Annotated in this window: 29 protein-coding genes; 14 read left to right on the top strand and 15 right to left on the bottom strand. The window is 63.6% G+C overall.

The genetic code is table 11. From position 1 onward, the window contains the following. Positions 1 to 67 precede the first annotated feature (67 nt). Genes MJ8_RS25550 through MJ8_RS25540 form a run of 3 tightly spaced genes read left to right on the top strand, consistent with a single transcriptional unit; the run spans position 68 to position 2,624 of the window. Positions 68 to 727 (top strand): DUF1285 domain-containing protein, encoded by a 660-nt coding sequence (locus MJ8_RS25550; RefSeq protein ID WP_201415586.1) that lies wholly within the window; start codon positions 68 to 70, stop codon positions 725 to 727. After that, positions 727 to 1,359, top strand: a complete 633-nt coding sequence (locus tag MJ8_RS25545) for a CoA pyrophosphatase (protein WP_201411416.1) — start codon at positions 727 to 729, stop codon at positions 1,357 to 1,359. The genes MJ8_RS25550 and MJ8_RS25545 overlap by 1 nt, the downstream gene beginning before the upstream one ends. Next, a complete protein-coding gene (locus tag MJ8_RS25540; protein WP_201411415.1) occupies positions 1,356 to 2,624 on the top strand; it encodes a CCA tRNA nucleotidyltransferase in 1,269 nt (422 codons plus the stop codon). The genes MJ8_RS25545 and MJ8_RS25540 overlap by 4 nt, the downstream gene beginning before the upstream one ends. A gap of 94 nt (positions 2,625 to 2,718) precedes the next feature. Here the strand turns inward: MJ8_RS25540 and MJ8_RS25535 are convergent, their stop codons facing one another. The 5 genes from MJ8_RS25535 to hemF all read right to left on the bottom strand — a co-directional run bounded on the left by MJ8_RS25535 (position 2,719) and on the right by hemF (position 6,524). Further along, complete coding sequence (locus MJ8_RS25535) at positions 2,719 to 3,684, bottom strand: S8/S53 family peptidase (protein ID WP_225248044.1); 966 nt, start codon at positions 3,682 to 3,684, stop codon at positions 2,719 to 2,721. Positions 3,685 to 3,756: 72 nt separating this feature from the next. Beyond that, on the bottom strand, positions 3,757 to 4,335 hold the full coding sequence (locus MJ8_RS25530) for a hypothetical protein (protein ID WP_201411413.1): 579 nt from the start codon (positions 4,333 to 4,335) through the stop codon (positions 3,757 to 3,759). A 271-nt stretch (positions 4,336 to 4,606) separates the two neighbouring features. Then, on the bottom strand, positions 4,607 to 4,792 hold the full coding sequence (locus tag MJ8_RS25525; protein WP_040989704.1) for a DUF1059 domain-containing protein: 186 nt from the start codon (positions 4,790 to 4,792) through the stop codon (positions 4,607 to 4,609). Positions 4,793 to 5,087: 295 nt separating this feature from the next. Then, positions 5,088 to 5,348, bottom strand: coding sequence for a DUF1344 domain-containing protein (locus tag MJ8_RS25520; RefSeq protein WP_201411412.1), 261 nt, complete (start codon positions 5,346 to 5,348; stop codon positions 5,088 to 5,090). 255 nt (positions 5,349 to 5,603) lie between these two features. Next, positions 5,604 to 6,524, bottom strand: coding sequence for an oxygen-dependent coproporphyrinogen oxidase (hemF, locus tag MJ8_RS25515; protein ID WP_412177074.1), 921 nt, complete (start codon positions 6,522 to 6,524; stop codon positions 5,604 to 5,606). Positions 6,525 to 6,637: 113 nt separating this feature from the next. Here hemF and MJ8_RS25510 point away from each other — a divergent pair, with 113 nt between their 5' ends. Further along, entirely contained in the window at positions 6,638 to 6,895 is a 258-nt protein-coding gene (locus tag MJ8_RS25510; protein WP_042639873.1) for a hypothetical protein, read from the top strand. Between the two features lie 131 nt (positions 6,896 to 7,026). On the opposite strand, the gene soxR is transcribed toward MJ8_RS25510, so the two are convergent. After that, positions 7,027 to 7,521 (bottom strand): redox-sensitive transcriptional activator SoxR, encoded by a 495-nt coding sequence (gene soxR, locus MJ8_RS25505; RefSeq protein ID WP_201411410.1) that lies wholly within the window; start codon positions 7,519 to 7,521, stop codon positions 7,027 to 7,029. Positions 7,522 to 7,666: 145 nt separating this feature from the next. Continuing rightward, positions 7,667 to 8,128: a tRNA (cytidine(34)-2'-O)-methyltransferase gene (locus MJ8_RS25500; protein WP_201411409.1), complete on the bottom strand. Its 462-nt coding sequence runs from the start codon at positions 8,126 to 8,128 to the stop codon at positions 7,667 to 7,669. A gap of 461 nt (positions 8,129 to 8,589) precedes the next feature. On the opposite strand from MJ8_RS25500, the gene MJ8_RS25495 reads away from it, so the two are divergent. The 5 genes from MJ8_RS25495 to MJ8_RS25475 all read left to right on the top strand — a co-directional run bounded on the left by MJ8_RS25495 (position 8,590) and on the right by MJ8_RS25475 (position 15,213). Beyond that, a complete protein-coding gene (locus tag MJ8_RS25495) occupies positions 8,590 to 9,000 on the top strand; it encodes a hypothetical protein (protein ID WP_225248043.1) in 411 nt (136 codons plus the stop codon). Between the two features lie 26 nt (positions 9,001 to 9,026). Next, positions 9,027 to 10,901, top strand: a complete 1,875-nt coding sequence (locus MJ8_RS25490) for an ABC transporter ATP-binding protein (RefSeq protein ID WP_201411407.1) — start codon at positions 9,027 to 9,029, stop codon at positions 10,899 to 10,901. 68 nt (positions 10,902 to 10,969) lie between these two features. Then, the gene (locus tag MJ8_RS25485) at positions 10,970 to 13,012 is read left to right on the top strand and encodes an ABC transporter ATP-binding protein (protein WP_318528195.1); all 2,043 of its coding nucleotides are present in this window, start codon (positions 10,970 to 10,972) and stop codon (positions 13,010 to 13,012) included. Continuing rightward, a complete protein-coding gene (locus tag MJ8_RS25480) occupies positions 13,009 to 14,892 on the top strand; it encodes an ABC transporter ATP-binding protein (RefSeq protein WP_201411406.1) in 1,884 nt (627 codons plus the stop codon). The genes MJ8_RS25485 and MJ8_RS25480 overlap by 4 nt, the downstream gene beginning before the upstream one ends. Before the next feature lie 9 nt (positions 14,893 to 14,901). Then, positions 14,902 to 15,213, top strand: coding sequence for a DUF6665 family protein (locus MJ8_RS25475; RefSeq protein WP_201411405.1), 312 nt, complete (start codon positions 14,902 to 14,904; stop codon positions 15,211 to 15,213). Positions 15,214 to 15,275: 62 nt separating this feature from the next. On the opposite strand, the gene MJ8_RS25470 is transcribed toward MJ8_RS25475, so the two are convergent. From MJ8_RS25470 to MJ8_RS25460, 3 genes are read right to left on the bottom strand one after another with little or no spacing between them, the layout of a single operon-like run. Beyond that, a complete protein-coding gene (locus MJ8_RS25470; RefSeq protein ID WP_201411404.1) occupies positions 15,276 to 15,620 on the bottom strand; it encodes a cupin domain-containing protein in 345 nt (114 codons plus the stop codon). A 5-nt stretch (positions 15,621 to 15,625) separates the two neighbouring features. Beyond that, on the bottom strand, positions 15,626 to 16,045 hold the full coding sequence (locus MJ8_RS25465; RefSeq protein WP_201411403.1) for a type II toxin-antitoxin system VapC family toxin: 420 nt from the start codon (positions 16,043 to 16,045) through the stop codon (positions 15,626 to 15,628). Continuing rightward, complete coding sequence (locus MJ8_RS25460; protein ID WP_201411402.1) at positions 16,045 to 16,335, bottom strand: type II toxin-antitoxin system Phd/YefM family antitoxin; 291 nt, start codon at positions 16,333 to 16,335, stop codon at positions 16,045 to 16,047. The genes MJ8_RS25465 and MJ8_RS25460 overlap by 1 nt, the downstream gene beginning before the upstream one ends. 320 nt (positions 16,336 to 16,655) lie before the next feature. Here MJ8_RS25460 and petA point away from each other — a divergent pair, with 320 nt between their 5' ends. From petA to MJ8_RS25435, 5 genes are all read left to right on the top strand, one after another. Continuing rightward, positions 16,656 to 17,156: a ubiquinol-cytochrome c reductase iron-sulfur subunit gene (petA, locus tag MJ8_RS25455; RefSeq protein ID WP_245431489.1), complete on the top strand. Its 501-nt coding sequence runs from the start codon at positions 16,656 to 16,658 to the stop codon at positions 17,154 to 17,156. Positions 17,157 to 17,172: 16 nt separating this feature from the next. Next, on the top strand, positions 17,173 to 18,474 hold the full coding sequence (locus MJ8_RS25450) for a cytochrome b (RefSeq protein ID WP_201411401.1): 1,302 nt from the start codon (positions 17,173 to 17,175) through the stop codon (positions 18,472 to 18,474). 20 nt (positions 18,475 to 18,494) lie between these two features. After that, positions 18,495 to 19,364 (top strand): cytochrome c1, encoded by an 870-nt coding sequence (locus MJ8_RS25445; protein WP_201411400.1) that lies wholly within the window; start codon positions 18,495 to 18,497, stop codon positions 19,362 to 19,364. A 140-nt stretch (positions 19,365 to 19,504) separates the two neighbouring features. Further along, positions 19,505 to 20,200 carry an acid phosphatase gene (locus MJ8_RS25440; protein WP_201411399.1) on the top strand — a complete coding sequence of 232 codons (696 nt, stop codon included), beginning with the start codon at positions 19,505 to 19,507 and terminating at the stop codon, positions 20,198 to 20,200. A 192-nt stretch (positions 20,201 to 20,392) separates the two neighbouring features. Beyond that, a complete protein-coding gene (locus MJ8_RS25435) occupies positions 20,393 to 20,938 on the top strand; it encodes an adenine phosphoribosyltransferase (RefSeq protein WP_127236412.1) in 546 nt (181 codons plus the stop codon). Between the two features lie 163 nt (positions 20,939 to 21,101). On the opposite strand, the gene MJ8_RS25430 is transcribed toward MJ8_RS25435, so the two are convergent. The 5 genes from MJ8_RS25430 to MJ8_RS25410 form a co-directional block, all read right to left on the bottom strand. Then, positions 21,102 to 21,572 carry a MaoC family dehydratase gene (locus MJ8_RS25430; RefSeq protein WP_201411398.1) on the bottom strand — a complete coding sequence of 157 codons (471 nt, stop codon included), beginning with the start codon at positions 21,570 to 21,572 and terminating at the stop codon, positions 21,102 to 21,104. Continuing rightward, positions 21,569 to 22,030 (bottom strand): MaoC family dehydratase, encoded by a 462-nt coding sequence (locus MJ8_RS25425; protein ID WP_201415584.1) that lies wholly within the window; start codon positions 22,028 to 22,030, stop codon positions 21,569 to 21,571. Before MJ8_RS25425 ends, MJ8_RS25430 begins: the two co-directional genes overlap by 4 nt. 103 nt (positions 22,031 to 22,133) lie before the next feature. Next, entirely contained in the window at positions 22,134 to 23,237 is a 1,104-nt protein-coding gene (gene ychF / locus MJ8_RS25420) for a redox-regulated ATPase YchF (protein ID WP_201411397.1), read from the bottom strand. Between the two features lie 285 nt (positions 23,238 to 23,522). Then, positions 23,523 to 24,245 carry an aminoacyl-tRNA hydrolase gene (pth, locus tag MJ8_RS25415; protein WP_201411396.1) on the bottom strand — a complete coding sequence of 241 codons (723 nt, stop codon included), beginning with the start codon at positions 24,243 to 24,245 and terminating at the stop codon, positions 23,523 to 23,525. Positions 24,246 to 24,267: 22 nt separating this feature from the next. Continuing rightward, complete coding sequence (locus MJ8_RS25410) at positions 24,268 to 24,912, bottom strand: 50S ribosomal protein L25/general stress protein Ctc (protein ID WP_201411395.1); 645 nt, start codon at positions 24,910 to 24,912, stop codon at positions 24,268 to 24,270. Positions 24,913 to 25,018: the final 106 nt, after the last annotated feature.

The raw sequence follows: 25,018 nt of genomic DNA, 5'->3' as shown, positions 1-25,018 counted from the left end.
TGAACTTAAATCACAGACTCGGGCGGACAAGGCTGACAATCGGGAGAACAGTGACTATTTCGTGACCATGGCCGAACGCAGCGAACATCGTGAACAGATCCCGGGCGAGCGGAAGCTGAGCCAACAGAGCCTGACAAGCGCCACCGAGGCTCGCGGCCTGGAGGCGCTGATCTCGCGCGCGGCGCGGGCCGGCAAGGGGCCGGCGCCGGTCGAACGCTGGAATCCGGACTTCTGCGGCGACCTCGACATGGAGATCAAGGCCGACGGCACCTGGTTCTACCTCGGCACGCCGATCGGACGCATGCCGTTGGTGCAGCTTTTTTCCAGCGTGCTGCGCAAGGATGCCGACGGCAAAACCTATCTGGTGACGCCGGTCGAGCGGGTCGGGATACGCGTCGCCGACGCGCCCTTCATCGCCGTCGAGATGAATGTATCCGGGAGCGGGGACGACCAGGTCATCACCTTCCGCACCAATGTCGGCGACGTCGTCGCCGCCGGGCCCGGCCATCCGCTGCGCTTCGTCGACGAGGACGAAACCGGCGGGTTGAAGCCCTATGTGCTGGTGCGCGGGCGGCTGGAAGCCCTGGTGGCGCGGCCGGTGATGTACGAACTGGTCGAGCATGGCGAGGAGATCGACATCGACGGCAAGACGATGTTCTCGGTCCGCTCGGGCGGCGAGGTTTATCCGATCATGCCGGCCGAGAAGCTGAAGCGGCTGAGCGCGTGATGGACCAGGTGACGCCGGCGCCGTTTTCAATTGCGGATTTTCGGGCGCGCGTCGCGGCGCAGGCCGAGGCGCAGCCGGGTGACGATTTCGGCGATCATCGCTTCAATCCCGGCCATCCCAGGCTCGAACGCGTCAAGCCGTTGCGCGACGCGGCGGTGCTGATCCCGGTGATCGACCGCGCCGAGGGCGCCATGGTGCTGCTCACCAAGCGCGCCGAGAAGCTGCGCAGCCATTCCGGCCAGGTGGCTTTTCCGGGCGGCACCATCGACGCGACCGACGAGAGCCCCGAGGCCACCGCCTTGCGCGAGACCTTGGAGGAGATCGGCCTCGGTCGCGACCACGTCGAGATCATCGGCCGCATGCCGGACTATGTCTCGGGCAGCGGCTATCGCATCGTGCCCGTGCTTGCCATCGTGAGGCCGGGTTTTTCGCTGACGCTCAATGCCGACGAGGTGGACGCTGCCTTCGAGGTGCCCTTGAGCTTCCTTATGGACCCGGCCAATCACGCGCGCGACAGCCGCATGTGGAATGAGCTCGAATGGTTCTTCTACGAGATGCCCTATGGCGGCCAGCGCATCTGGGGCGTCACCGCGGGCATCATCCGCACGCTCTATGAAAGGCTTTATGGTTGAGCGCTGAGGCGTCACTCCGGGGCAGGGCTGATTGGCTGGCTGAAAAGCATCTGCAGAAGCTTCTTGCGGCGCTGAAGCAGGGCGGCGAGGAAGCGCGCGTCGCCGGCGGGGCGGTGCGCAATGCGTTGATCGGCCAGCCGGTCGCCGACATCGACATCGCCGCGACCACCGTGCCCGAGGAAACGATCCGACGCGCCGAGACGGCCGGCTTCAAGACGGTGCCGACAGGCGTCGAGCACGGCACGGTCACAGTGATCGCGGGTGGCAAGCCTTATGAGGTGACGACGCTCAGGGCCGATGTCGAGACCGACGGGCGGCGGGCAAAAGTGATCTTCGGCCGCGACTGGGAAGCGGACGCCGAGCGGCGCGACTTCACCATCAACGCGCTCTATGCCGAAGCCGACGGCACGATCGTCGACCTCGTCGGCGGCATCGCCGATATCGAAGCGCGGCGGCTGCGCTTCATCGGCGACGCGGAAGCGCGCATCCGGGAGGATTATCTGCGCATCCTGCGCTTTTTCCGGTTCTTTGCCTGGTATGGCGAGGGACGGCCGGACGCGGAAGGGCTGAAGGCCTGCGCAAGGCTGAAAGACGGGCTTGCCCAGCTTTCCGCCGAACGGGTCTGGTCCGAACTGAAGAAGCTGTTGTCGGCCGAAGATCCGTCGCGCGCCTTGCTTTGGATGCGCCAGGCCGGCGTGCTTTCCGCCGTGCTGCCGGAAAGCGAGAAATGGGGCATCGACGCCATCCATGGCCTGGTCAAGGCCGGGAAAGATCTCGGCTGGGCCGCCGATCCGATGCTGAGGCTGGAGGCGATCGTTCCGCCCGATGCCGTGCGCATGAAGACGCTAGGCGAGCGGCTGCGATTGTCGAACGACGATGCCGACCGTCTGCGGCATTGGGCGCTGACCGTTGCGCCGGATGCCAAGGCGACCGAGACCGAACTGGCCAAGAAACTCTATTACGGCGATCGCGACGGCTATCTCGATCGCATCCGGCTGGCGCTCGCCGCCGCGCGGACGCGCGCCGTCGAGGATAATCAGGCGATGATGGAGGCCGGCGGCTTTTCACGCCTGCTCAATTTCACGCTGAAATGGCAAAAACCGGTGTTTCCGATCAAAGGCGCCGACCTGACCGCGCTTGGCGCCTCGCCGGGGCCGAAGCTCGGCGCCACGCTGAAGAATCTGGAGAAGGAATGGGTCGAGTCGGGCTTCACGCTGGAACGCGGCGCGCTCATGAGACGCGCCGCGCAAGCGCTGGAGATCTGAAAGGCACGGAAACGGCGAACCGCTCTATCTCCTTGTTTTTACGCAATTCCGGACGGAAAACCGTCACATTGTCCTGGAGTGCTTTAGGCGCCTGTCAATGGATCGCCACAGGGGCGAGCGCGCGGGAAAGGCTTGCCTCGCCCTTGCCGTAAATGGACGGGTTGTAATTGGCCAGCGTGTCGGTGCGGGCGGTGTTGAGCAGGTCATTGGTGATCTGCACCGGCGTCGCCTTGGTGAACTTGCTGCCGATGATCGCTGCATAGCCTGAGATGATCGGCGCGGCGAAGGACGTTCCGTAGAGACCGGTCTTGTCACCCTCAACGCCGACCACCAGGAAGTGGCTCTGCACGGCCGGGTTCGAGCCGGCGTAGTCCGAATACCAGGCGAGTTGGGCCTTGTTGGCCGTGGTACCGTTCGTCGACAGCGCGCCGACGAAGATCGCCGTCGGTTTGCCGATCAGGGCGAGGTCGAGATAGTCCTGCTGGCCATCCGTCACCCCGCCGACAGCGACGGAATCGTTGCCGGCCGCCTTCGAGACGATGGCCGAACCCTTGGTGGCGTAGGAGATGATCGAGGACTCCTCCGGAGCCCACCAGATCTGGTTCGGGCTGTAGCCCGCGGTGGTGTACATGCCGTAGCTGAGGTTCAGCACGTTGCGGCCGCTCGCCAGCGAGACGGCCGTGCCGGTGGAGAAATCCTTTGAGCGTATGGTCGCGGCGGGAGCGATCATGCTTGCTTCCTCGCGCGTCCATTCGCCGTGCCGCTGGGTCTGCACGCCGATCCCGAAATTGCCGGAAAAACGCGACGTGCTGCTGAAGTCGTCGACCATTGTGATGGTGACGCCCTTGCCCTTATAGCCGGCTGCCCATGCGGCGCCGACGTCGGGGCTCATCCAGCTCTGAACCGTTTGTGCCGTGCGCGCGACAGGGATCGTCGCGCTCACGCAGATGGAGCCGCCGCCATGGCAGAGCGCAGCCGTCTCGTCCGCGCTGAGAGCCTCCTGTGCCGAGGCAATCGGCGCCCAGAGGAGGGCAAAGGCGGCTGCAACGCCCAACTTCATTCCCCGGTTCAACGGGAACCGGGACGGGCGCGAATTCGGGCACGAGATGATGTTCATTTGCGGCTCCTGCGATCAGAAAGTGAGACGGTAATTCAACCAGAGATGCATGGTCTCAGGCTTGGCGCTGACCAGGTATTTCAAGGTTTCCTCAGGCGCCGTCACGCCGGCCGCGAGCCGGCAATTGACGCTGTAGGTGCCAAGGTCGCCATAGTCGGCTTGGCAGGGCTTTTCAGTGAGGCCGCCGCCGATGGTCGAGGTGACCGACAGCGACAGGGTGCTGTTCGGGTTGGGGTGGATCTGGGTAAGAAAGCCAAGCTTCAGGCTGGGCTCGATGCGGTATTTCTCGGCCTGCTCGCCTGTGCCGAATCCCCAGAGAATGCCAGTATCGGGCGTGATCTGGGTGAGAAGGTCCACATGCATGTCGACCCAGTTGGCACTGTACCAGTGGTTGAACGACACCCAACTGCCGCTCTGCAACTCGTAGCCGCCGTTGCCGAGGCCCCTGGCCTTGTCGCTGAGTGGGGAACCCTGATGGATATCGACGAGCGAGGTCGTCCATTCCTGGGCGGCCGCCGCGGAGGCAAAGAGGAAGGCGCACGACAGGAGCGCCGCCGCGCTGAGACCCGCTCCGATGTTGGACCGCTCGCGCATGCGCGCAGCACCTCGCCCCACCATTCCGGACAGCGCCTTGACGGCGAAGGCTCCTCGGGCAGCCTCTTTGGCCGGATCATGAGTTGGAGAGTTGCACGCGCAGCGTTACCGCAAGGTTATCCAAGCCGCTACGAATATAAGAATTTGCTTGAATTATGCGGAAATATTTCTGCCGGCGACCCCAGCGATCGCCGGCGGAAAATTGGCATGGACGCAAGCGCGCTTCCTCCTGCGTGCCGGCCCGTGCGATCGAATTCCTGACGTTGGCCGCTCAGGCGGCGTCGCGAACCTTCTGGATGCGCGAGCGGATCGCCTCGATCATCGTCTCGCGGATGATTGTTTCGCCATGCGTCTCGCGCATATGCTCGACGGCGCGGCGCATGACCTCGGCTTCCTCCTCGGCGCGCGTGTGCCAGTCGCAGCCAGGAACCAGCGATCCGCATTGAAATTCCTTCATGATTCTTCCTTTCCTAGAGCGTTACGCAATTCCTGGCGGAAAACCGTGTCACACTTTTCCCGGAATTGCTCCGGCGCGGGGTGGTTCGGCCTTGGCCGCCCGCCCCTGGTATTTTGTCTTGGCGGTCCGGGAGGGAACGGCGCGCCTCTTCCCGTTGCTCTGCCGGAATACCATAACACGCGTCGGCCGGTTCGGTTGCATTGAAAGTGCCCTTGTCCCGGATCGGAAAGGAAAGGCGGAGCAATATGCCCCGCCTTTCCTGCTGCCTGAGAGCTGGACCTTCGGAGCAAGGCCGTTACTTCATGATCTTGACGGCCTCGGCGATCTTGTTCTTGCCGCTCATGTCCCAGGACACGCGGACTTTCTCGCCGGCCTGAATGCCTGGATCCTTGAAGGCCTTGGAGAGCTTGAATGTCGATCCATCATCCAGAACAAGGCTCATGGCCGTTCCGTCAAAGCTCTTCACCGTTCCCGTGGTGTGCTTGACCGCCGCGAACGCGGCGCCACCCGAGGCGAGAAAGGCGGCCGTTGCCGCCGTCACGATAAGCTTGCGCATGGCATGCTCTCCTGGAATGTGGGCGTCCGCTTGGTAAGGCGCCCGCATTGGTCAGGGCCGTCAAGACGCGTCGAGTCACGGCCGCGGGAGCGATCATCGCCACCTCTGCCGCCGGCGCTTCCCGACCCGGCGATCTTAAATAGCTCAATTTTTTCAAAAGGATATTAGACGAAAAAGATATTGCTGCTGCCACATTGGCTGCCAAGATTCGGCGAATGGGACAGCAATGCGGCCATCGCCGCGCTCACTGGATCGTTACGGCCATTTTACCTCGGGCGGCAGGCTGGACAGGATCGAGGCGACATTGCCGCCGGTCTTCAGGCCGAAGATGGTGCCGCGATCGTGAAGCAAGTTGAATTCGACGTAGCGGCCACGCCGGATCAGCTGTTCGTCGCGCTCGGCATCGGTCCAGTTCTGGTTGAAGTTGCCCCGCACAAGATGGGCATAGACGACGAGGAAGGAGCGGCCGACGTCCTGGACGAAATTCAGATCGGCGTTCCAGCCGCCCTTGTCCTCGTCCGAATGCAGCCAGTCGAAGAAGATGCCGCCGATGCCGCGCGGCTCGTTGCGGTGCGGCAGGAAGAAATACTCGTCGCACCAGGCTTTGAATTTCGGGTAGTCGGCGACGGCGGCGTTCTTCTCGCAGGCGAACTGCATGGCGCGATGGAAGGCGATCGTGTCGGGATCGTCCTGGACGCGGCGGCGGTCGAGTACCGGCGTCAGATCGGCGCCGCCGCCGAACCACTGGCGCGTGGTGACGACCATGCGCGTGTTCATGTGCACGGCCGGGACGTTGGGGTTCCATGGATGCGCGATCAGCGAGATGCCGCTTGCCCAGAAGCGCGGATCTTCCTCGGCGCCGGGGATCTGCTTCCTGAACTCCGGCGAGAATTCGCCATGGACGGTCGAGGTGTGCACGCCGACCTTCTCGAACACGCGGCCACGCATCATCGACATGGTGCCGCCACCACCTTTGCCTTCGTCGCGCTCCCAGGGCGTCTTCTCGAAACGGCCGGGTGACCATGAGGACAGCGGTCCCTGAAGCTCCTGCTCGAGCTGCTCGAAGGTGGCGCAGATGCGCTCGCGCAGCGCTTCGAACCAGAGGCGGGCCTTCATCTTCTTCTGCTCGATGTCGGCCGGCAGCCCCACCGGAAGGTCAGGTCGTTCCAAATCCATCTCCAGTCACAGGCGCTTGCCTGACAAATGACTCGTTTTTTCCGCCCGCGATCCCTAATCTCTTAAAGGCAAGGGTCAAGTCCTGTCTGACCCAGGTGCAAAGGAGTTCCTTCGTGCGCACCCCGGCAAGACCGCCGCTGGATGGCTTGAAGAAGAGGCTGGAGCGCTCGCGCGCCGAGCGCGCAAACCTGCCGCGCGACGGTTTCCTGCGCGAGACCTTCGTGCTGCCGCGGCCGGCGGCGCGCCTCAAGGCCAAGGAATGGTTCGAGCGCTTCCCCAAGCAGGCTTATTGGACCGAGATCGAAAGCTGGTTCGAACGTCCGGGCGACGTGATCGAGTTCACCATGCGGCGGCTGCCGGCGGCGGATTAGGATTTCCTCGCCCCGTTTACGGGGAGAGAGGGTGCCGGTAGGCAGGTGAGGGGCGGCGCCGGCCTGTGAGGTTATCGCGTAGCCAGACGATAGTTTTTGGCGCCGCCCGGGGGTGCTGCCAATGGCCGAAGTCAGCGCTGCCCCTCATCCGCCCTTCGGGCACCTTCTCCCCGTGAACGGGGAGAAGGAAGAACCAGCCGCCTCGCCCCCGTACCCTCCCGGGCCAGCCGGTCTTCCTTGTTTCTCAGCGGACACTTGTCGATCGACATGCAGCCGCAACCAATGCAGTCGGTCAGGCCATCGCGCAATTTCTTGAGTTGGGCGATTTTCTGGTCGAGGTCGTCGCGCCAGGCTGTCGAAAGCAGGTGCCAGTCCTCGCGGTTCGGCGTGCGCTCTTCGGGCAGGGACTGGAACGCCCGGGCGATGTCGGCAAGCGAGATGCCGACCTCCTGAGCGACGCGGATGATCGCCACGCGCCTGAGCACATCGCGGCCGTAGCGCCGCTGGTTGCCGGACGTGCGATGGCTGCGGATCAGCCCGCGCGCCTCGTAGAAATGCAGCGCCGACACCGCAACGCCGCTGCGCATCGCCACCTGGCCGACCGTCAATTCCCTCACCGGAGCCATCTTCGAATTCCCGCTTGACCTCAAGTTAAGTTGAGCTTGTAGCCAGGAAAAATCGATAGGGCAACCGCAGGAGAAGGCGATGTGCGCCTGGGTGAGAATGACGGCGGAAGGGGTGGCGGTTCGGGATGGCGTGGAAGCGCAAAGATTATTTTCCGAGCTGGCGGAGCGCTTCGCCCGCGACCATGGCGACCGAAAGCGCGACATTGATGCTGCGCGCGCCCGGCCGCATCGGAATGGTCAGTCGCGCATCCGCCGCGTGGTGGACCTCTTCCGTCACGCCCGCGGATTCGCGACCGAACAGAAGAATGTCGCCGGCGGCGAAAGCGAAATCGGTATAAGCGGTCGCGGCCTTGGTGGTGAGCAGCACAAGGCGGCGCGCATGCGCCTTTCGCCATTCCTCGAAGGCGTGCCAGTCGGCATGGCGGGAGAGCGCCGCCATTTCGAGGTAATCCATGCCGGCCCGTTTCAGCGCCCGGTCGGAGAGCGGGAAACCAGCCGGCTCGATGATATCGACGCCGATCTCGAGGCAGGCGGCGAAGCGCAGGATTGTCCCGGTGTTGCCGGCGATATCCGGCTGGTAGAGCGCGATGCGCAGACGATCGTTCATTTCCGCATCCTGCTAATAAGTGGCAGATCGGCCACAGGCATCTCCGGCTTTCGGCGATTTCTGGGCTGGCGGGTGGCCATTTTCTGCGAAGTCGAGTATATGCCCACCATCGTCAACCCGAACCGAACGGAGGGGAACACATGATGACCATGCACTTCCAGCTCCTCTCCGGGCAGCTCCCATCCGGGGCTCGCGTATGCCCGCCGGCGGTTTCGGTACGACGATTCTTCTGACACTTTAAGTCCTCATCGCACCGATTCCCGCCGAACCCAATTTTCGGCCTTCGAAGGAATCTTGCGATGTTTTTCAAACTGCCAAAGGGGCGCCGCGCCCCCGCCGAACGTGTCGAGGCTGACGCTCGTCGTCTGGTCCCGACCGATTCTGTCCGCGCCTTCGGCCGAATGCCGGTGGTCGAGGCCGCATCACCCTTTTTAACGCATTTGCATATGGAGGACGGACCAATGTTCGATCCCTACAAGATACCAGGCTCAAGAAGCCTGCATGAGCGCAAGGTGGCGACCTGGGCGCTGCTGATCGGCGAGACCTATTCGTCGGCGGTGCATGCCGAGGAACGGCGCAGGCCGCATCGCGGCATGCTGCCGGACGTCGATTTCTCGCGCGCGGTGCCCGACCACAGCCGGCCCACGCTGGTGCGGCGGATCATCCGCCTGATCCGGCCGGGCGACAGGAATCGGGCAGGCTCTTTGTCGGCAAGTTCGGGGCCGTCAGGATCGTCGAACGAACCTGTCGGCGAAATGCCGGCGAAACCCTATATTGCGAGCAGCAGGGCCGGCGACACGGATGATTCCGTGTCGCCGGCCCGCAATGCCGCGCGGCTGCAAAACCTACCCTATCAATCCCGCGCCGCGTGAGCGCGCACAGCATCGTGAGTGCCGGAATGTTCCGCTGGTTTGAAAACAGGCTCAATCCCTTCCCGGCTGCGGAGCCGGTCGAGCCGCCGAAGACGCTGATCGCGTTCTGCGTGCATTATACACGCGGCGCCTGGCCCTATATCATCCTCGATGCGGTGCTGGTGACGGCGATCGCTTTCACCGAAGTCTGGATGTTCGGCTTCCTTGGCCGCATCGTCGACTGGCTGTCGGCGCAGAACCGCGAAACCTTTCTGCAGACTGAGCACTGGAAGCTCGCCGGCATGGCTTTCGTCGTGCTGTTCGCGCTGCCGGGCACGGTCTGGCTGCATTCGCTGCTCAACCAGCAGACGCTGATGGGCAACTATCCCATGCGCATCCGCTGGCAGGTGCATCGCTATCTGCTCAAGCAGTCGATGGCCTTCTACCAGGACGAGTTCGCCGGCCGCATCGCCACCAAGCTGATGCAGACGGCGCTCGCTGTGCGCGAATGCGTGATCAAGCTGATCGACGTCTTGAACTACGTCATCGTCTATTTCCTCGGCATGCTGTTCATCGTCGGCTCGGCCGACTGGCGGCTGGCGGCGCCGCTTGCCGTCTGGCTGGTCGGCTATGTTGGGCTTTTGCGCTTTTTCATCCCGCGGCTGGGCAGGGTCGGCGAGGAGCAGGCCAATGCGCGCTCGACCATGACCGGGCGCGTCGTCGACAGCTACACCAACATCCAGACGGTGAAGCTGTTTTCGCATGCGCGGCGCGAGGCGACTTTCGCCAGGGAAGGCATGGCGAGCTTCCTCGACACCGTCTATCGCTCGATGCGGCTGGTGACGGTGCTGTACGGACTGCTCTACATCCTGAACTCGCTGCTTCTGTTTTCGGTGACGGCAATCTCGCTCTGGCTGTGGTTGGGCGAGGCGGTGACGATCGGCGCCGTCGCCGTGGTCATCGGCCTGGTGCTGCGCATGTGGGGCATGTCGCAGTGGATCATGTGGGAGATGTCCGGGCTGTTCGAGAATATCGGCACGGTGCAGGATGGCATCCAGTCGATCTCGCTGCCGCGCCTGGTCGAAGACAGGCCGGGCGCGAAGGACATCGCCGTCAGCCGGGGTGAAATCCGCTTCGAGGACATCCGCTTCCATTACGGCAAGCAGAAGGGCGTCATCGAGAACCTGTCGCTCACCGTGAAGCCCGGCGAGAAGGTCGGCATCGTCGGACGCTCCGGCGCCGGCAAGTCGACGCTGGTCAACCTGCTGCTGCGTTTCTACGACCTGGAAAGCGGCAGGATCCTCGTCGACGGCCAGGAGATCGCGGCCGTCACGCAGGATTCGCTGCGCGCGCAGATCGGCATGGTGACGCAGGACACCTCGCTGCTGCACCGCTCGGTGAAGGAGAACATCCTTTACGGCCGGCCCGATGCGACCGACGAGATGCTGATCGAGGCGGCGCGCCGGGCGGAGGCGCTCAATTTCATCGGCGGGCTTTCGGACCACAACGGCCGCAAGGGATTCGACGCCCATGTCGGTGACCGGGGCGTCAAACTGTCCGGCGGTCAGCGGCAGCGCATCGCGATCGCCCGCGTCATGCTGAAAGACGCGCCGATCCTGATCCTCGACGAGGCGACCTCGGCGCTCGATTCGGAAGCCGAGGCGGCGATCCAGGAGAACCTCTACAAGCTGATGCAGGGCAAGACCGTGATTGCCATCGCGCATCGGCTGTCGACGATTGCGGCGATGGACAGGCTCGTCGTCATGGACAAGGGCCGCATCATCGAGGAAGGCTCGCATGAGGAACTCGTCGCCAAGGGCGGGCTTTACGCGCAGCTCTGGCAACGCCAGTCGGGCGGCTTCCTGCTCGATGACGCGCCGGCCGACGCCAAAGCGCCTCAATCCGAGTTGGCGGCGGAGTGACGCGATCGCAGCAATTCCAGGAAAAGCGCGTAGCGGTTTTCTGTCTGGAATTGCGCAGGAACAAAGACTTGGAGCGCCCGACGGCTCCGTCGGGCCGCTCCGGCATCAAGGTTACGGGCGATTGCCGGGAATCGATCCCGGGCGTAACCACGACCTGGTCAGAGGCTGGCGGCGACCAAATCAGGCGCCGGCGGGTTTCCGGCGCCTATGAGAGAAAAATGCTCGACCGCATCTTCACCTGGTTCGAAAGCCGTTATTCGCCGGTGGCGCTGGCCGACGACAGGCAGCCGCCAATGGGGCTTTGGCGCTTCTACTGGTATTTCATAAGGCAGTTTCGTACCGCCTATTGGCTGCGCATCGTCATCGTTGCGGTCGCGGCAATCGTGGACGCGATGCTGCCGATTTTCGTCGGCTTGATCGTGGGCCTGCTCTCCAGCACCAGGCCGGGCGAATTCTTCGCCGCGCACGGGCCGCTGCTCATGCTGATGGCGTTCGTCGTGCTGCTGCGCCCGTTGTCGATGGTCATCGACGCGCTGATCCGCAACCATGCCATCGCACCGAACCTCATCGACCTCATCCGTTGGCAAAGCCATTGGCATGTCGTGCGCCAGGACTGGTCGTTCTTCCAGAACGACTTCGCGGGCCGCATCGGAACCAAGGTCATGCAGAGCGGCGATTCAATGGAGATGAGCGTGAACCTCACCGTCGACGCCGTTTGGTATGCGCTGGTCTTCGTCGCGGTCGCCATCGTCGTGCTGGCGCGGCTCGACCCGCTGTTGCTGGCCGTGGTGGCGGTGTGGCTGGTGTTCTATTGCCTGATCTTCTGGTCGGCGATGCCCAGGATCACGCAACGCTCGTCCCAACTGTCGGAGCGGTGGTCGCAGGTGAGCGGCCGCATGGTCGACAGCTACACCAACATCCTGACGCTCAAGACGTTCTCGACCGGCGAGCACGAAGACAAATATGTCTCCGAGGCGGTGGTCGAGCACGCCGATACGTTCTACCAGCTGATGCGCGTTTTCACGCTGATGTGGTCGGCCCTGTTCATCCTCAACGCGGCGCTGCTTATCGCGGTGAGCTGGCTCGCGCTCGCCGGCTGGAACGCCGGCGCCATGACCACCGCGGCCGTGGCGACCGCGATACCGTTCGCGCTGCAGATCGCCAACATCTCCGGCAGGATCCTCGATGTCGGCGCCAACGTTTTCCGGCAGATCGGCGTCGCCAGCAATTCGATGACGACGATCGCGCGGCCGATCGTGATGCAAGACCGGCCCGACGCGCCGGCCCTCGTCGTGACCGCCGGCGGCATCGAGTTCGACCGGGTGAACTTCAACTACTGGCGCAAGGACGGCAAAGGCGGCGTCATCGACAATCTGTCGCTGAAGATCGCGCCGGGCGAGCGGGTCGGCCTGATCGGCCGTTCCGGGGCCGGCAAGTCGACGCTGGTCAATCTCGTGCTCAGGCTGTTCGACGTGCAGGACGGCAAGGTGCTGATCGACGGGCAGGATATCCGCAACGTCTCGCAGGAAAGCGTTCGCGCGGCGATCGGCTTCGTCAACCAGGACACCTCGCTCTTGCACCGGTCGGTTCGCGAGAACCTCAAATATGGGCGCCAGTCGGCCAGCGACGAGGCGATGTTCAGCGCCGCCAAGGCCGCCCAGATCGACGATGTGATCGCGGGGCTGACCGATCCGCATGGGCAGAGCGGCTATGAGGCGCTTGTCGGCGAGCGCGGCGTGAAGCTGTCCGGCGGCCAGCGGCAACGCATCGCAATCGCCCGCGTTATGCTGAAGGACGCACCGATCCTGATCCTCGACGAGGCTACGTCCGCGCTCGATTCGGAAGTGGAGGCCGCCATCCAGGAGAACCTCTACAAGCTGATGCAGGGCAAGACCGTCATCGCCATAGCCCACCGGCTGTCCACCATCGCGGCGATGGACCGGCTCGTCGTCATGGACAAGGGCCGCATCGTCGAGGACGGCTCGCATGAGGCGCTGATCGCCAAGGGCGGGCTCTACGCCCAGCTCTGGCGGCGCCAGTCTGGTGGATTCCTGCTGGAGGAGAAACCGGTCGCCGACGATCTGCCGACGAAAGGTGAAGCCGCCGAATGATGCAAGCCATCTATCGCTGGTTCGAGCACTGGGTCTACCCGTTCCGCGAGCCCGCGAATCTGCGGCCGCCCGCCGGCGTCGGCGGCTTCCTCTGGCACTATGTCGGACAGGCGAAGCTTGCCTTCTTCGCCATGCTGATCATCGGCGGCATCGCGCCGCTGGTCGAGGCAGGCCTGTTCTATTTCGTCGGCAGGCTGGTCGACATCCTCGACCAGCTGCCCGGCGAGCGCAGCTGGCAGGCGCTTTGGACCGCCGCCGGCCCCGAGCTCCTGTTCATGGGCGCGGTGGTGCTCGTCATCCGCACGGCGATCGTCGGCCTGTCGGCGCTGGTCGACGAGCAGACAATCACGCCCGGTTTCTACAATCTGGTGCGCTGGCAGGCGCACCGGCACGTCTCCCGGCAGTCCTACGCCTTCTTCCAGAACGATTTCGCCGGGCGCATCGCGACAAAGGTCTGGCAGGCCGGGCAGGCGACGGGCGACCTGATGGAAAGCTTCATCGAGGTGGTCTGGTTCATGATCGTCTATACGGTAACCACACTGGCGCTGGTCGCTGGGCTGGATCTGCGGCTGGCGGTCATGGTGGTGGTGTGGATCGCCGCGTTCGGCTGGCTGGCAAAACTCTACCTGCCGGCGATCCGCAAGCATGCCGAGGCGACCGCCGAGGCCGGCTCGATGATCACCGGCCGCATCGTCGATTCCTATTCCAACGTGCAGACGCTGAAGCTGTTTTCGGCCGATGGCGACGACCGCTACATCCGTAGCGGCTTCGACATCTATCTCGACGCGCTGCGGCCGTTCACGCGCCGGCTGACCGGCGTGCGCATGGCGCTGACCATGCTCTCCGGCGTCATGATCACGGCGATCGCTGCCTTCGCCGTCTATCTGTGGGTCGAAGGCTCGATCACGGTCGGCGCCGTCGCCTTCACACTGTCGCTGGTGCTGAGGCTCAACATGCTGCTCGGCCGGCTGATGATGCAGCTCAACGGCATCCTGCGGAATCTCGGCGTGCTGGAGAATTCGAAGGCGTTGATCTCGCAGCCGCTCGGCCTGACCGACGCGCCGGACGCCAGGGAGCTGGTCGTCACCGGCGGCCGCATCGACGTCAGCAACGTCATTTTCCACTACGGCAAGGGGGCAGGCGTTCTCGACGGCATCGACCTCGCCGTTCGTCCGGGCGAGAAGGTCGGCCTTGTCGGCCCGTCCGGCGCGGGCAAGACGACGTTGGCAAACCTGATCCTGCGCCTTTACGACCTCGAAGGCGGCCGGATCCTGATCGACGGCCAGGATATCGCGCATGTGACGCAGAACTCGCTGCGCGGCAATATCGGCGTCGTCAGCCAGGACACCGCGCTGTTCCACCGCTCGCTGCGCGACAACATCAAGCTCGGCATGCCGGACGCCACCGACGCGCAAGTGATTGCGGCGGCGAAAAAGGCCGAAGCGCACGACTTCATCCTGGGACTGCGCGACACCAGAGGTCGCGCCGGCTACGAGGCCTATGTCGGCGAGCGCGGCGTGAAGCTCTCCGGCGGGCAACGGCAGCGCGTGGCGATCGCACGTGTCTTCCTCAAGGACGCGCCGATCCTCATCCTGGACGAGGCGACCTCGGCGCTCGATTCGGACATCGAGGCGGCGATCCAGGAGAACCTGACCAGGCTGATGGAAAACAAGACCGTGATCGCCATCGCGCACCGGCTCTCCACCATCGCGGCACTTGACCGGCTGGTGGTGCTCGACGGCGGCCGCATCGTCGAACAGGGCACGCATGATGAGCTGGTGGCGCTCGACGGGCTCTATGCGCGGCTCTGGAAACGGCAGTCCGGCGGTTTCCTGTTCAACGAGGAAAGCGCGCTGGAAGAGACGCGGCCGGCGGAGTAGAACGGCGTCATGTCGGTACGCATGCCCACCAATTTCGGACGGTCAGGCGCGCAGGAAAGCGCGCTCGACCTGCTCGGCCACGAAATCCTCGCCGAAAAGGCCGCCGCCCTCGGCCGCGCCGGTCAGCGTGTCGAGGAGACCCTGGCGAAGTTGCGCGACCATGGCGAGGGCGAGCATCGCAACCGGCTGCTCAAGGAAGCCGCCGCGGCCGTCCATGCCTACTTCATTCAGCGCGAGCTTTGCGGCTTGCGCAAGCACGATGCGGTGATCCGCGAATACGATATTCCCAGAGCCGTGCTGGTCAGGCTGGGCGCCAGTTAGGCGCTCTTTGGTTTGACCATAATCTTTCCCGAAAACCGGTTCCCACTTTTCGGGATTATGGCCTATTCCAGCCACCCGGTGATGAAGTGGCCGTTCTCGTGAATGTCGGTGCTTTCGAGCGGACCGGGGCCGAGATTGGTGAATTTGTGTGGCGTGCCGGGCGGCACGATCAGGATCTGGCCGGCCGTGGCCGTGATCTCCCGGTCGCCGATCGTGAAAAGACCAGTGCCGGACCGGATGACGAAGATCTCGGCGTAGGGATGCTTGTGCAGGCGCGGGCCGCCGCCGATCTTTTCCTGATAGTTGAAGATCAGGCAGGAATTGGCGCCGAACTGGCCGCATTGCAACTCGCCTTTCCACAGGTCGGGAGATTCGGCCCAGCTGTCGCGTTCAATGACATGCGCCATGGCCTCTACCCTTTCGCCGGTATCCAGGGATTGAACAACCTCACGCCGGTGCCTTCGAAGTCCTTGGTATTGCGGGTCACGATCGTCATGTTGTTGACCAGCGCCGTGGCAGCGATATAGGCGTCGCGGTCAGGCTTTGGATCCGGGACGTGGAGCGGCGCACAACGCAGCACGACGGCGAGATCCACCGGCAGTATGCGCTCCGCGATTTCAGCGACCAACCTATCCACCCAGGCGCGCAGAATCACTCCCTTCTTCTCGTCTTTTCGCTCCGCTTTCAGGGCGCCGATCTGGGCTTCGAGGATGCTGACGGCCGAGACATAGAACTCTACCGGACTTCGGCTTTCCGCCCAGGCCAGAACGTTCGGATCGCATCGGTCTCTTCGCCTGAGCTCGGAGATGACATTGGTATCGAGCAGATACATCAGTCGAACTTGGCTGGGCGGAGGGACATGCTCTTGAGTTCCGGTATGTCGAAATCGAAATCCGCTTCCGGGCGATCATCGGCAATCGCATCCGCGAGACTTCTATGTTTCTCCGGCTTGCCCTGGGCTTTCAGTTTCTCATATTCCTCCATCGACATCAGCACATGCGAGGACTTGCCGCGGTCGGTGATGATGACTGGCCCGTTCCTGGCTGCCCGCTTGGCGCGCGCCGTATCCTGGTTGAATTCACGGCTCGACATGAAGGTTGTCGTCTTGGTCGAGATGTTCATTTCAGCACCTCCATCCTGGAGATGTAGATATATTGCTACATCCGGCCAGTCCCGTCAAATTTCCGCCTATGCTGGACACCCGCGACAATCTGCCCTTGTGGCCTCACCCCGCTGGACAAAAACGGGCCGCACGCATAAACCGAAAATCCAAATGCCGGAGGAATTCGCTAGCCTGTTCGCCATGCGCTGTCGGGCAGGTGCGATTGAGCGGGGACAAGGCTCGGCCTCCGGTTAGGAAGAGGCGAAAGGATCAGGCACCCGTGAGCGCAACCGACATCCACGATCCCAACCGTCGCGATTTTCTCTACGTTGCCACCGGCATGGCCGCCGTTGTCGGCGCCGGAGCCGTCGCGTGGCCGTTCATCGACCAGATGCGTCCCGACGCCTCGACGCTGGCGCTGGCCTCGGTCGAGGTCGATGTCTCCTCGCTGCAGCCGGGTTCTTCGCTGATCGTCAAATGGCGCGGCAAGCCGGTGGTGGTGCGCAACCGCACCGAGAAGGAAATGAAGGACGGCGAAGCCGTCAATCTCGCCGATCTCAAGGACCCGATCGCGCGCAACGCCAACCTCCCGGCCGACGCGCCGGCGACCGACGCCAACCGCACCACGCCCGGCAAGGAAGCCTGGATGGTGATGGTGCAGGTCTGCACCCATCTCGGCTGCATCCCGCTCGGCCAGGAAGGCGATTTCGGCGGCTGGTTCTGCCCGTGCCATGGTTCGCAATACGACACCGCCGGCCGCATCCGCAAAGGCCCGGCGCCGGAGAACATGGCGATTCCGGTATTCAAGTTCATTTCCGACACCAAGATCCTTATCGGTTGAGGCAGGGGACATTTCGATGAGCGAGGGACACTCGACCTATACGCCCAAGACCGGTATCGAGCGCTGGTTCGACGCCCGCATGCCGCTGCCGCGGCTGATCTATGACAGCTTCGTCGCCTATCCGGTGCCGCGCAACCTGAACTACATGTGGACGTTCGGCGGCATCCTGTCGATCATGCTGGCCTCGCAGATCCTGACCGGCATCGTGCTGGCGATGCACTACACGTCCGACACCAATCTCGCCTTCGATTCGGTCGAGAAGATCATGCGCGACGTGAATTCGGGATGGCTGCTGCGCTATCTCCATTCGAACGGCGCCTCGTTCTTCTTCGTCGCCGTCTACATCCACATCTTCCGCGGCCTGTTCTATGGTTCCTACAAGGCGCCGCGCGAGCTGCTGTGGATCCTGGGCTGCATCATCTACCTGCTGATGATGGCCACCGGTTTCATGGGCTATGTGCTGCCCTGGGGGCAGATGAGCTTCTGGGGCGCCACCGTCATCACCGGCTTCTTCAGCGCCATCCCGCTGGTCGGCAACTGGATCCAGCAGCTTTTGCTCGGCGGCTTCGCCGTCGACGACCCGACGCTGAACCGCTTCTTCGCGCTGCATTACCTGCTGCCGTTCATGATCGCCGGCGTCGTCGTCCTGCACATCTGGGCGTTGCATGTCGTTGGCCAGTCGAACCCGACCGGCATCGAGGTCAAGTCGAAGACCGACACCGTCGCCTTCACGCCCTACGCCACCATCAAGGACGCGTTCGGCATGATCGTGTTCCTGTTCTTCTTCGCGTATTTCGTCTTCTATCTGCCGAACTATCTCGGCCACCCGGACAACTACACGGTCGCCAATCCGCTGAAGACGCCGGCCCATATCGTTCCGGAATGGTACTTCCTCCCGTTCTACGCGATCCTGCGCGCCATCACCTTCAACATCGGCCCGATCAACTCCAAGCTCGGCGGCGTGCTGTGCATGTTCGGCGCCATCGCCATGCTGTTCCTGGTGCCGTGGCTCGACACCTCCAAGGTGCGCTCGGCGGTCTACCGTCCGTGGTACAAGCTGTTCTTCTGGCTGTTCGTCGCCGACGCCATCTTGCTCGGTTGGCTGGGCTCGCAGCCGGCGGAAGGCTCTTACGTGTTCATGGCGCAGATGGCGACTTTGTTCTACTTCGCCTTCTTCCTGGTGATCATGCCGGTGCTCGGCCTGATCGAGACGCCGCGCAGGCTGCCGAACTCGATCACCGAGGCGGTGCTGGAGAAGAACAAGGGCGGCAGCGGACATCCGGCAGGCGCGACCGCCGCGCCGGAAACCAAAGGCTGAGGATCTGAGGGGATTTGGGTATGAAGAAGATTCTCACCTCGCTGGCGCTGCTCGGCCTGGTGGCCACGGGCACTTGGATGTCAAGTGCCGGGGCCATCGCCGCGGAAGAGCAGAACCCGGCCGCTCCGACGCATTTCCCGATCAACGAGCCGAAGGAAATGAGCTGGAGCTTCGCCGGCCCGTTCGGCACCTACGACAAGGCGCAGCTGCAGCGCGGCCTCAAGGTCTACAAGGAAGTCTGCTCGGCCTGCCATTCGATGAACCTGGTGGCCTTCCGCACGCTGGAAGGGCTCGGCTATTCGGACGCGCAGATCAAGACGCTCGCCGCCGAATACACCATTCATGACGGCCCGAACGATGCCGGCGACATGTTCGACCGCCCCGGCAAGCCGTCGGACCACTTCCCGGCGCCGTTCCCGAACGAACAGGCCGCGGCATCCGCCAATGGCGGCGCCGCTCCGCCGGACATGTCGCTGCTCGCCAAGGCGCGCGGTGTCGAGCGCGGCTTCCCGCGCTTCATCTTCGATATCTTCACCCAATATGCGCAGGGCGGCCCGGATTACATCCACTCGCTGCTCACCGGCTACGACCAGACGCCGCCGGCCGGCATGGTGATCCCGGAAGGCACGCACTACAATCCGTACTTCCTGTCCGGCGTGTCGCTGAAGATGCCGAAGCCGCTCTCGGACGGCCAGGTGACCTATGACGACGGCTCGCCGCAGACCGTCGACCAGTATGCCCGCGACGTCTCGGCCTTCCTGATGTTTGTCGCCGAGCCGCATCTGGAGGACCGCAAGAAGACCGGCTTCCGCGTCATGGTCTTCCTGCTGCTCTTCGGCGCGCTGGTGTACATGACCAAGCGCAGGGTATGGGCAGACGTCGCGCATTGAGGCGCGATAAAAGCGAAAAGCTAGAAGGGCGCCCCTGAGGCGCCCTTTTCGTATTTCGAGATCGCTTGATCCGGCCATGTCACATGGCCGTCATTGCGCGTGGCGATCCTGTCTTGCCCCTACTTCAAAGGATCCTACCCATGAAAAGATTCGCATCGCTCGCGGCAGGTTTCCTGCTGCTTGTCACCGGACATGTCGCCCATGCCGACGAGGCGCAGCCCTTCGTCACCAACAAGGACATCGATCTGACGATGATCCTGCCTCCGCCGCCCGCCAACGATTCGGCTGAGACCAAGGCTGAACTCGGCGAGGTGCTGACCCTTCAGGTGACGCGCACGCCGGAAATGGAAAAGCGCGCCATCGGCGATGCCGAAGAGAATGTGTGGCGATTCGCGGATGTCATGGGACCGAAGTTCAGTAAGGAAACGCTGCCGAAATTCAGCGCCTTCTTCGATCGCGTCGTGGCCACCGAAGGCGCGGTCGTCGATCCGGCCAAGGATGTCTGGAAACGTCCGCGCCCGCATCAGCTCAGCGATCTGGTCAAGCCGGTCGTGAAGCTGTCGAACTCCGGCTCCTGGCCGTCTGGCCACGCGACGGTCGGCACGATGATGGGCATCATCCTTGCCGACATGGTGCCGGAGAAGCGGGCAGAGATCATGGCGCGCGCGGCCGAATTTGCCCATAACCGCGTGGTCGGCGGCATTCACTATCCCTCCGATATCGAGATGGGCAAGATTTCCGGCAGCGTGATCGCCGCGGTCCTGCTCAACCGTCCCGATTTCAAGGCCGAGTACGAAGTCGCGCGCTCCGAACTGCGCTCGGACCTAGGCATGTAGCCGCACGGTAGCGCCTGCTTTTCGAAGGGCGCCTTCGCGGGCGCCCTTTCCTTATGGCCGCGACCGGTCGGCGCCGATCCTTTGCCGGATGTGCTTGTCTCTGGCGCGACATCGCGGTAGCCCTTGTCGGTCGCGTCGGGCAGCAATGGCCGACGCCGTCAAATCCGACAGCCGGACATGCGGAAAGCCTCGATGAAATCCTCCCTCGAAGACACGCTGCTTGCGGCTATCCGCACCATTCCGGACTATCCGAAGCCCGGTATCCTGTTTCGCGACATCACCACGCTGCTTGGCGACGCGCGCGCCTTCCGCCGTGCCATCGACGAGCTGGTGCATCCTTATGCCGGGCTGAAGATCGACAAGATCGCGGGCATCGAGGCACGTGGCTTCATCCTCGGCGGCGCCGTTGCGCACCAGTTGTCGGCGGGCTTCGTGCCGATCCGCAAGAAGGGCAAGCTGCCTTACGAGACGGTGCGCGTGGCCTACAGCCTCGAATACGGGCTGGACGAGATGGAGATGCACAAGGACGGCGTCTCGCCGGGCGAGAAGGTGATCGTGGTCGACGACCTGATCGCCACCGGCGGCACGGCGGAAGCGGCGGTGAAGCTGCTCAGGCAGATCGGCGCCGACATCGTCGCCGCATGCTTCGTCATCGACCTGCCGGACCTCGGCGGCCGCCGGAAGCTGGAAGCGCTCGGCGTGCCGGTCAGGACGCTGATCGGGTATGAGGGGCATTGAGCAGGCCTGCCCCTTCTCCCCTTGTGGGAGAAGGTGTCGCCGAAGGCGACGGATGAGGGTGCTCCAGGAAAAGCCAGCATCTCACTCCGCTGGAACACCCCTCATCCGTCTCGGCGCTATCGCGCCGATCCACCTTCTCCCACAAGGGGCGAAGGAAGAGATGCTACTCCACCTTCACCAGCACAGCACTGTCGAACTCGATGACCTTGTCGCCGGTGGAGTCAAAACCTTCCGAGCGCAGCGTGAGCAGGTTCCAGCCCGGGCGCCCGGCGAGCGGGCGGTGCGCCAGCGCGGTACGCGTGAACGTCACGGTTTCGCCGGCATAGACCGGCTTCAGCCATTTGAGATTGCGGAAGCCGGGCGAGGGGCCGAATTCGGGCTGCGGGCCGGGGCCTGTCCAGCGCACGCCCTCGGTCTCCATGCGCTTTTCGAGATTGTATTTCATCCAGGTGGCGGCGGTGTGCCAGCCAGAGGCGCAGAGCCCGCCGAGCACGCTCTTCCTCGCCGCCTCTTCATCGACATGGAAGATTTGCGGATCGTATTTCCTGGCGAACGCCTTGATCTCTTCCGGCTCGAACTTGTGCGAGCCGAGCGTGACCGTCTGGCCGATCAGGAAGAATTCGTCGAGGGTCATGTCGCGGCCTCGCGGGTCAGAAACATGCCGGTGTTCTCCAGCTCGAAGACGCTTTCGCCGCGCTGGTTGACCAGTTCGCTGCGCATGGTGATCAAGCCGAGCTGGGGCCGCGATTTGGACTGGCGCTTGGACAGGATCGTGACCGTGCCGCGCAGGGTGTCGCCGGCCAGAACCGGCTTCTTCCATTTTACATGCTCGATGCCGGGCGACCCTTGAGAGGTCGAATCGAGCAGGAAGGCGTCGCACAGCATGCGCATGAACATCGCGCAGGTGTGCCAGCCCGAAGCCGAAAGCCCGCCGAGGATGCTGGCTCTGCCGGCTTCCTCGTCGAGATGCATCGGCTGGGCATCGAATTCCGAGGCGAATTCGATGATCTCGGCAGCGCTTACGGTCTTGCTGCCGATGTCCAGCGAGGCGCCTTCGACGAAATCCTCATAGGCCCAGGTCTTTCCGGTCATGTCGGCAATCCGGTTGACGAATGTGCGATCCCGCAAGTCGGGCATCCCGGATGAAGGCCCGGGACGATTTGGTCAAGCCCTTTCTGGTAAGCCAGCCAGGCACTCAGGTGTTGAACTTGAACAACATGATGTCGCCGTCCTGGACGACATAGTCCTTGCCTTCGTCGCGCGCCTTGCCGGCTTCCTTGGCCGCGACTTCGCCGCCCAGCGTGACGAAGTCGTTGTAGGAGATCGTCTGGGCGCGGATGAAGCCGCGTTCGAAGTCGGTGTGGATGACGCCCGCCGCCTGCGGCGCCTTATCGCCCTTGTGGATCGTCCAGGCGCGCGTCTCCTTCGGCCCGACGGTGAAGTAGGTAATCAGATGCAAGAGCTCGTAGCCGGCGCGGATGACCTTGTTGAGGCCGGGCTCGTCGAGGCCGATCGAGGCCAGGAACTCCATTTCCTCCTCGTCGGAAAGCTGGGCGACTTCCGCCTCGATCGCCGCCGAGATCACCACCGTGCCGGCGCCCTGCGCCGCCGCCATCTTCTCCACGGCCCTGGTGTGCTCGTTGCCGGTGGCGGCATCCGCCTCGGCGACGTTGCAGACATAGAGAACGGGATGCGAGGTGAGCAGGTTCAGCCCCTGCAGGATGCGCAGGTCCTCCGGCGCGATGCCGTTGAGCAGGAAGCGCGTCGGCTTGCCGGCCTGCAGCAATTCGAGCGCCGCCTCCATCATCGGCAGGACCGCCATCGCCTCCTTGTCCTTGCCGGCCGCGCGCTTGCGGAACTGGACGATGCGGCGCTCGAGGCTTTCGAGGTCGGCAAGCATCAGCTCGGTCTCTACCGTCTCGGCGTCGGCCACCGGATCGATGCGGCCCTCGACATGGGTGATGTCGTCATCCTCGAAGCAGCGCAGCACATGCACGATGGCGTCGACCTCGCGGATGTTGGCGAGGAATTGGTTGCCCAGCCCTTCGCCCTTGGAGGCGCCGCGCACCAGGCCGGCGATGTCGACGAAGGAGATGCGGGTCGGGATGATCTCCTTCGACTTGCCGATCGCCGCGATCTTCTGCAGGCGCGGATCCGGCACCGCCACCTCGCCGGTGTTCGGCTCGATGGTGCAGAAAGGATAGTTGGCGGCCTGCGCGGCGGCCGTTCTGGTCAGCGCGTTGAACAGCGTCGACTTGCCGACGTTGGGCAAGCCAACGATGCCACATTTGAAACCCATGTTCGTCCAGTCCTGTCGGAATTCGATTTTGGTGAGGGCTATGGGCGATAGGGGTGACGAACGTCAAGCCCCGATCGGCCGGGCCACCTCATGGCGGCTAATCTGGTTATCGCGGGATCACCGCGCAAGCCGGCGAAGTCCGGTGGGACGTCGGGCGGTGCTCGCGCGGGCGGTGCCATTCCTAAAGCGCGTCGCGATCTTTCAGGTTCGCTCCATGCGCTTTAGGTTCCTGATTTTACGCATGTCTTTATCCCGAAACCGGTTCCCACTTTCGGGAGACATGCTTTAGTCTTTTCCGAACAGCTTCTTCAGCATGGCGGCCATCGGACCGCTTTCGGGAATTTTTGCCGCCGACTGCTGCGGGCGCGCCTGGCGGATATGGCTTTGCTGCTTCGGCGGCTTGGGCGGCGGGCGGTCGTCGTCGCCGGTCGGCACGAGTTTTTCACGCAAGGCGAGCGTGACGCGGTTCATGAACGAGCTGTCGTCGCCCTTGGCGAGCAGCGCGGCGTCGTCGGCGATCGCGTCCAGCAGGACATCGAGCCACTCACGGTCCGCCTTGGCGAAATCGCCGAGCACATGGCCGTGCACCATCTCCTTGACGCCGGGATGGCCGACGCCGATGCGCACCCGGCGATAGGCATTGCCGACATGCTGGTCGATCGAGCGGATGCCGTTGTGGCCGCCGGAGCCGCCGCCCACCTTGACCCTGAGCTTGCCGGCGGCAAGGTCGATCTCGTCGTAGAAGACGGTAAGCGCGGCCGGTTCGAGCTTATAGAAGCGCAACGCCTCGCCGACCGACTGTCCGGACAGGTTCATGAAGGTTTGCGGCTTGATCAGCAGGATCTTCTCTCCGCCGACCGTTCCTTCTGAGATCAGGCCCTGGAATTTTCTCGACCAGGGCGAAAAGGAATGGCGGCGGGCTATCGCGTCCGCCGCCATGAAGCCGACATTGTGCCGGTTGTTCTCGTATTTCGCGCCCGGATTGCCGAGGCCTGCAAAGACAAGCATCGCCGCCTCCAAGCGTGGAGAATTACTTCTCTTCGGCCGCCGGGGCCGCCGTCTCGGTCGCCGCCGCCTCGGTGGTGGCTTCCGCCTCCGGCTTCATCGCCGACGAGCCGGCGATGGTCGCGATGGTGAAGTCGCGATCGGAGATGACCGGCTTGACGCCGGCCGGCAGCTTGACCGCCGAGATGTGGATCGAGTCGCCGATGTCGGTGCCGGCGAGATCGACGGTGATGAATTCCGGGATCGCGTTGGCCGGGCAGTGGAACTCGACTTCGTGGCGAACGATGTTGAGCACGCCGCCGCGCTTGATGCCGGGCGACTTGTCCTCATTGATGAAGTGGACAGGCACGTCGACATTGACCTCGGTGTCCTTGCCGATGCGCAGGAAGTCGACATGGACAGGAAAATCCTTGACCGGGTCGAGCTGGAAATCCTTCGGCAGGACCTGGATCTTCTTGCCGTCGACATCGATCGTGGCGACCGTGGTCAGGAACCCGCCGCCGTGGATCTTGTAGAAGATGTCCTTGTAGTTCAGCGCAATCGCCAGGGGAGGCTGCTTGTCGCCGTAAATGACTGCAGGCACTTTACCGTTGCGGCGAACTGCACGGGCGGACCCCTTACCGACCTGTTCGCGCGCTTCGGCCTTGAGCTCGTAGGTATCGTGGCTCATGGCATTTCCTTTCGCGTGTTATGGAGCGCTTGCGGCAAGCACGAGGCCAACCGTAAACGTCGAAAGCCGTCGCGGCCTTGCACGATCTGTCCGATGCGTTTGGCGA

It is taken from the genome of Mesorhizobium sp. J8 (genome assembly GCF_016591715.1).
Classification (GTDB): domain Bacteria; phylum Pseudomonadota; class Alphaproteobacteria; order Rhizobiales; family Rhizobiaceae; genus Mesorhizobium.
This window is presented reverse-complemented; position numbering and strand designations above follow the sequence as displayed.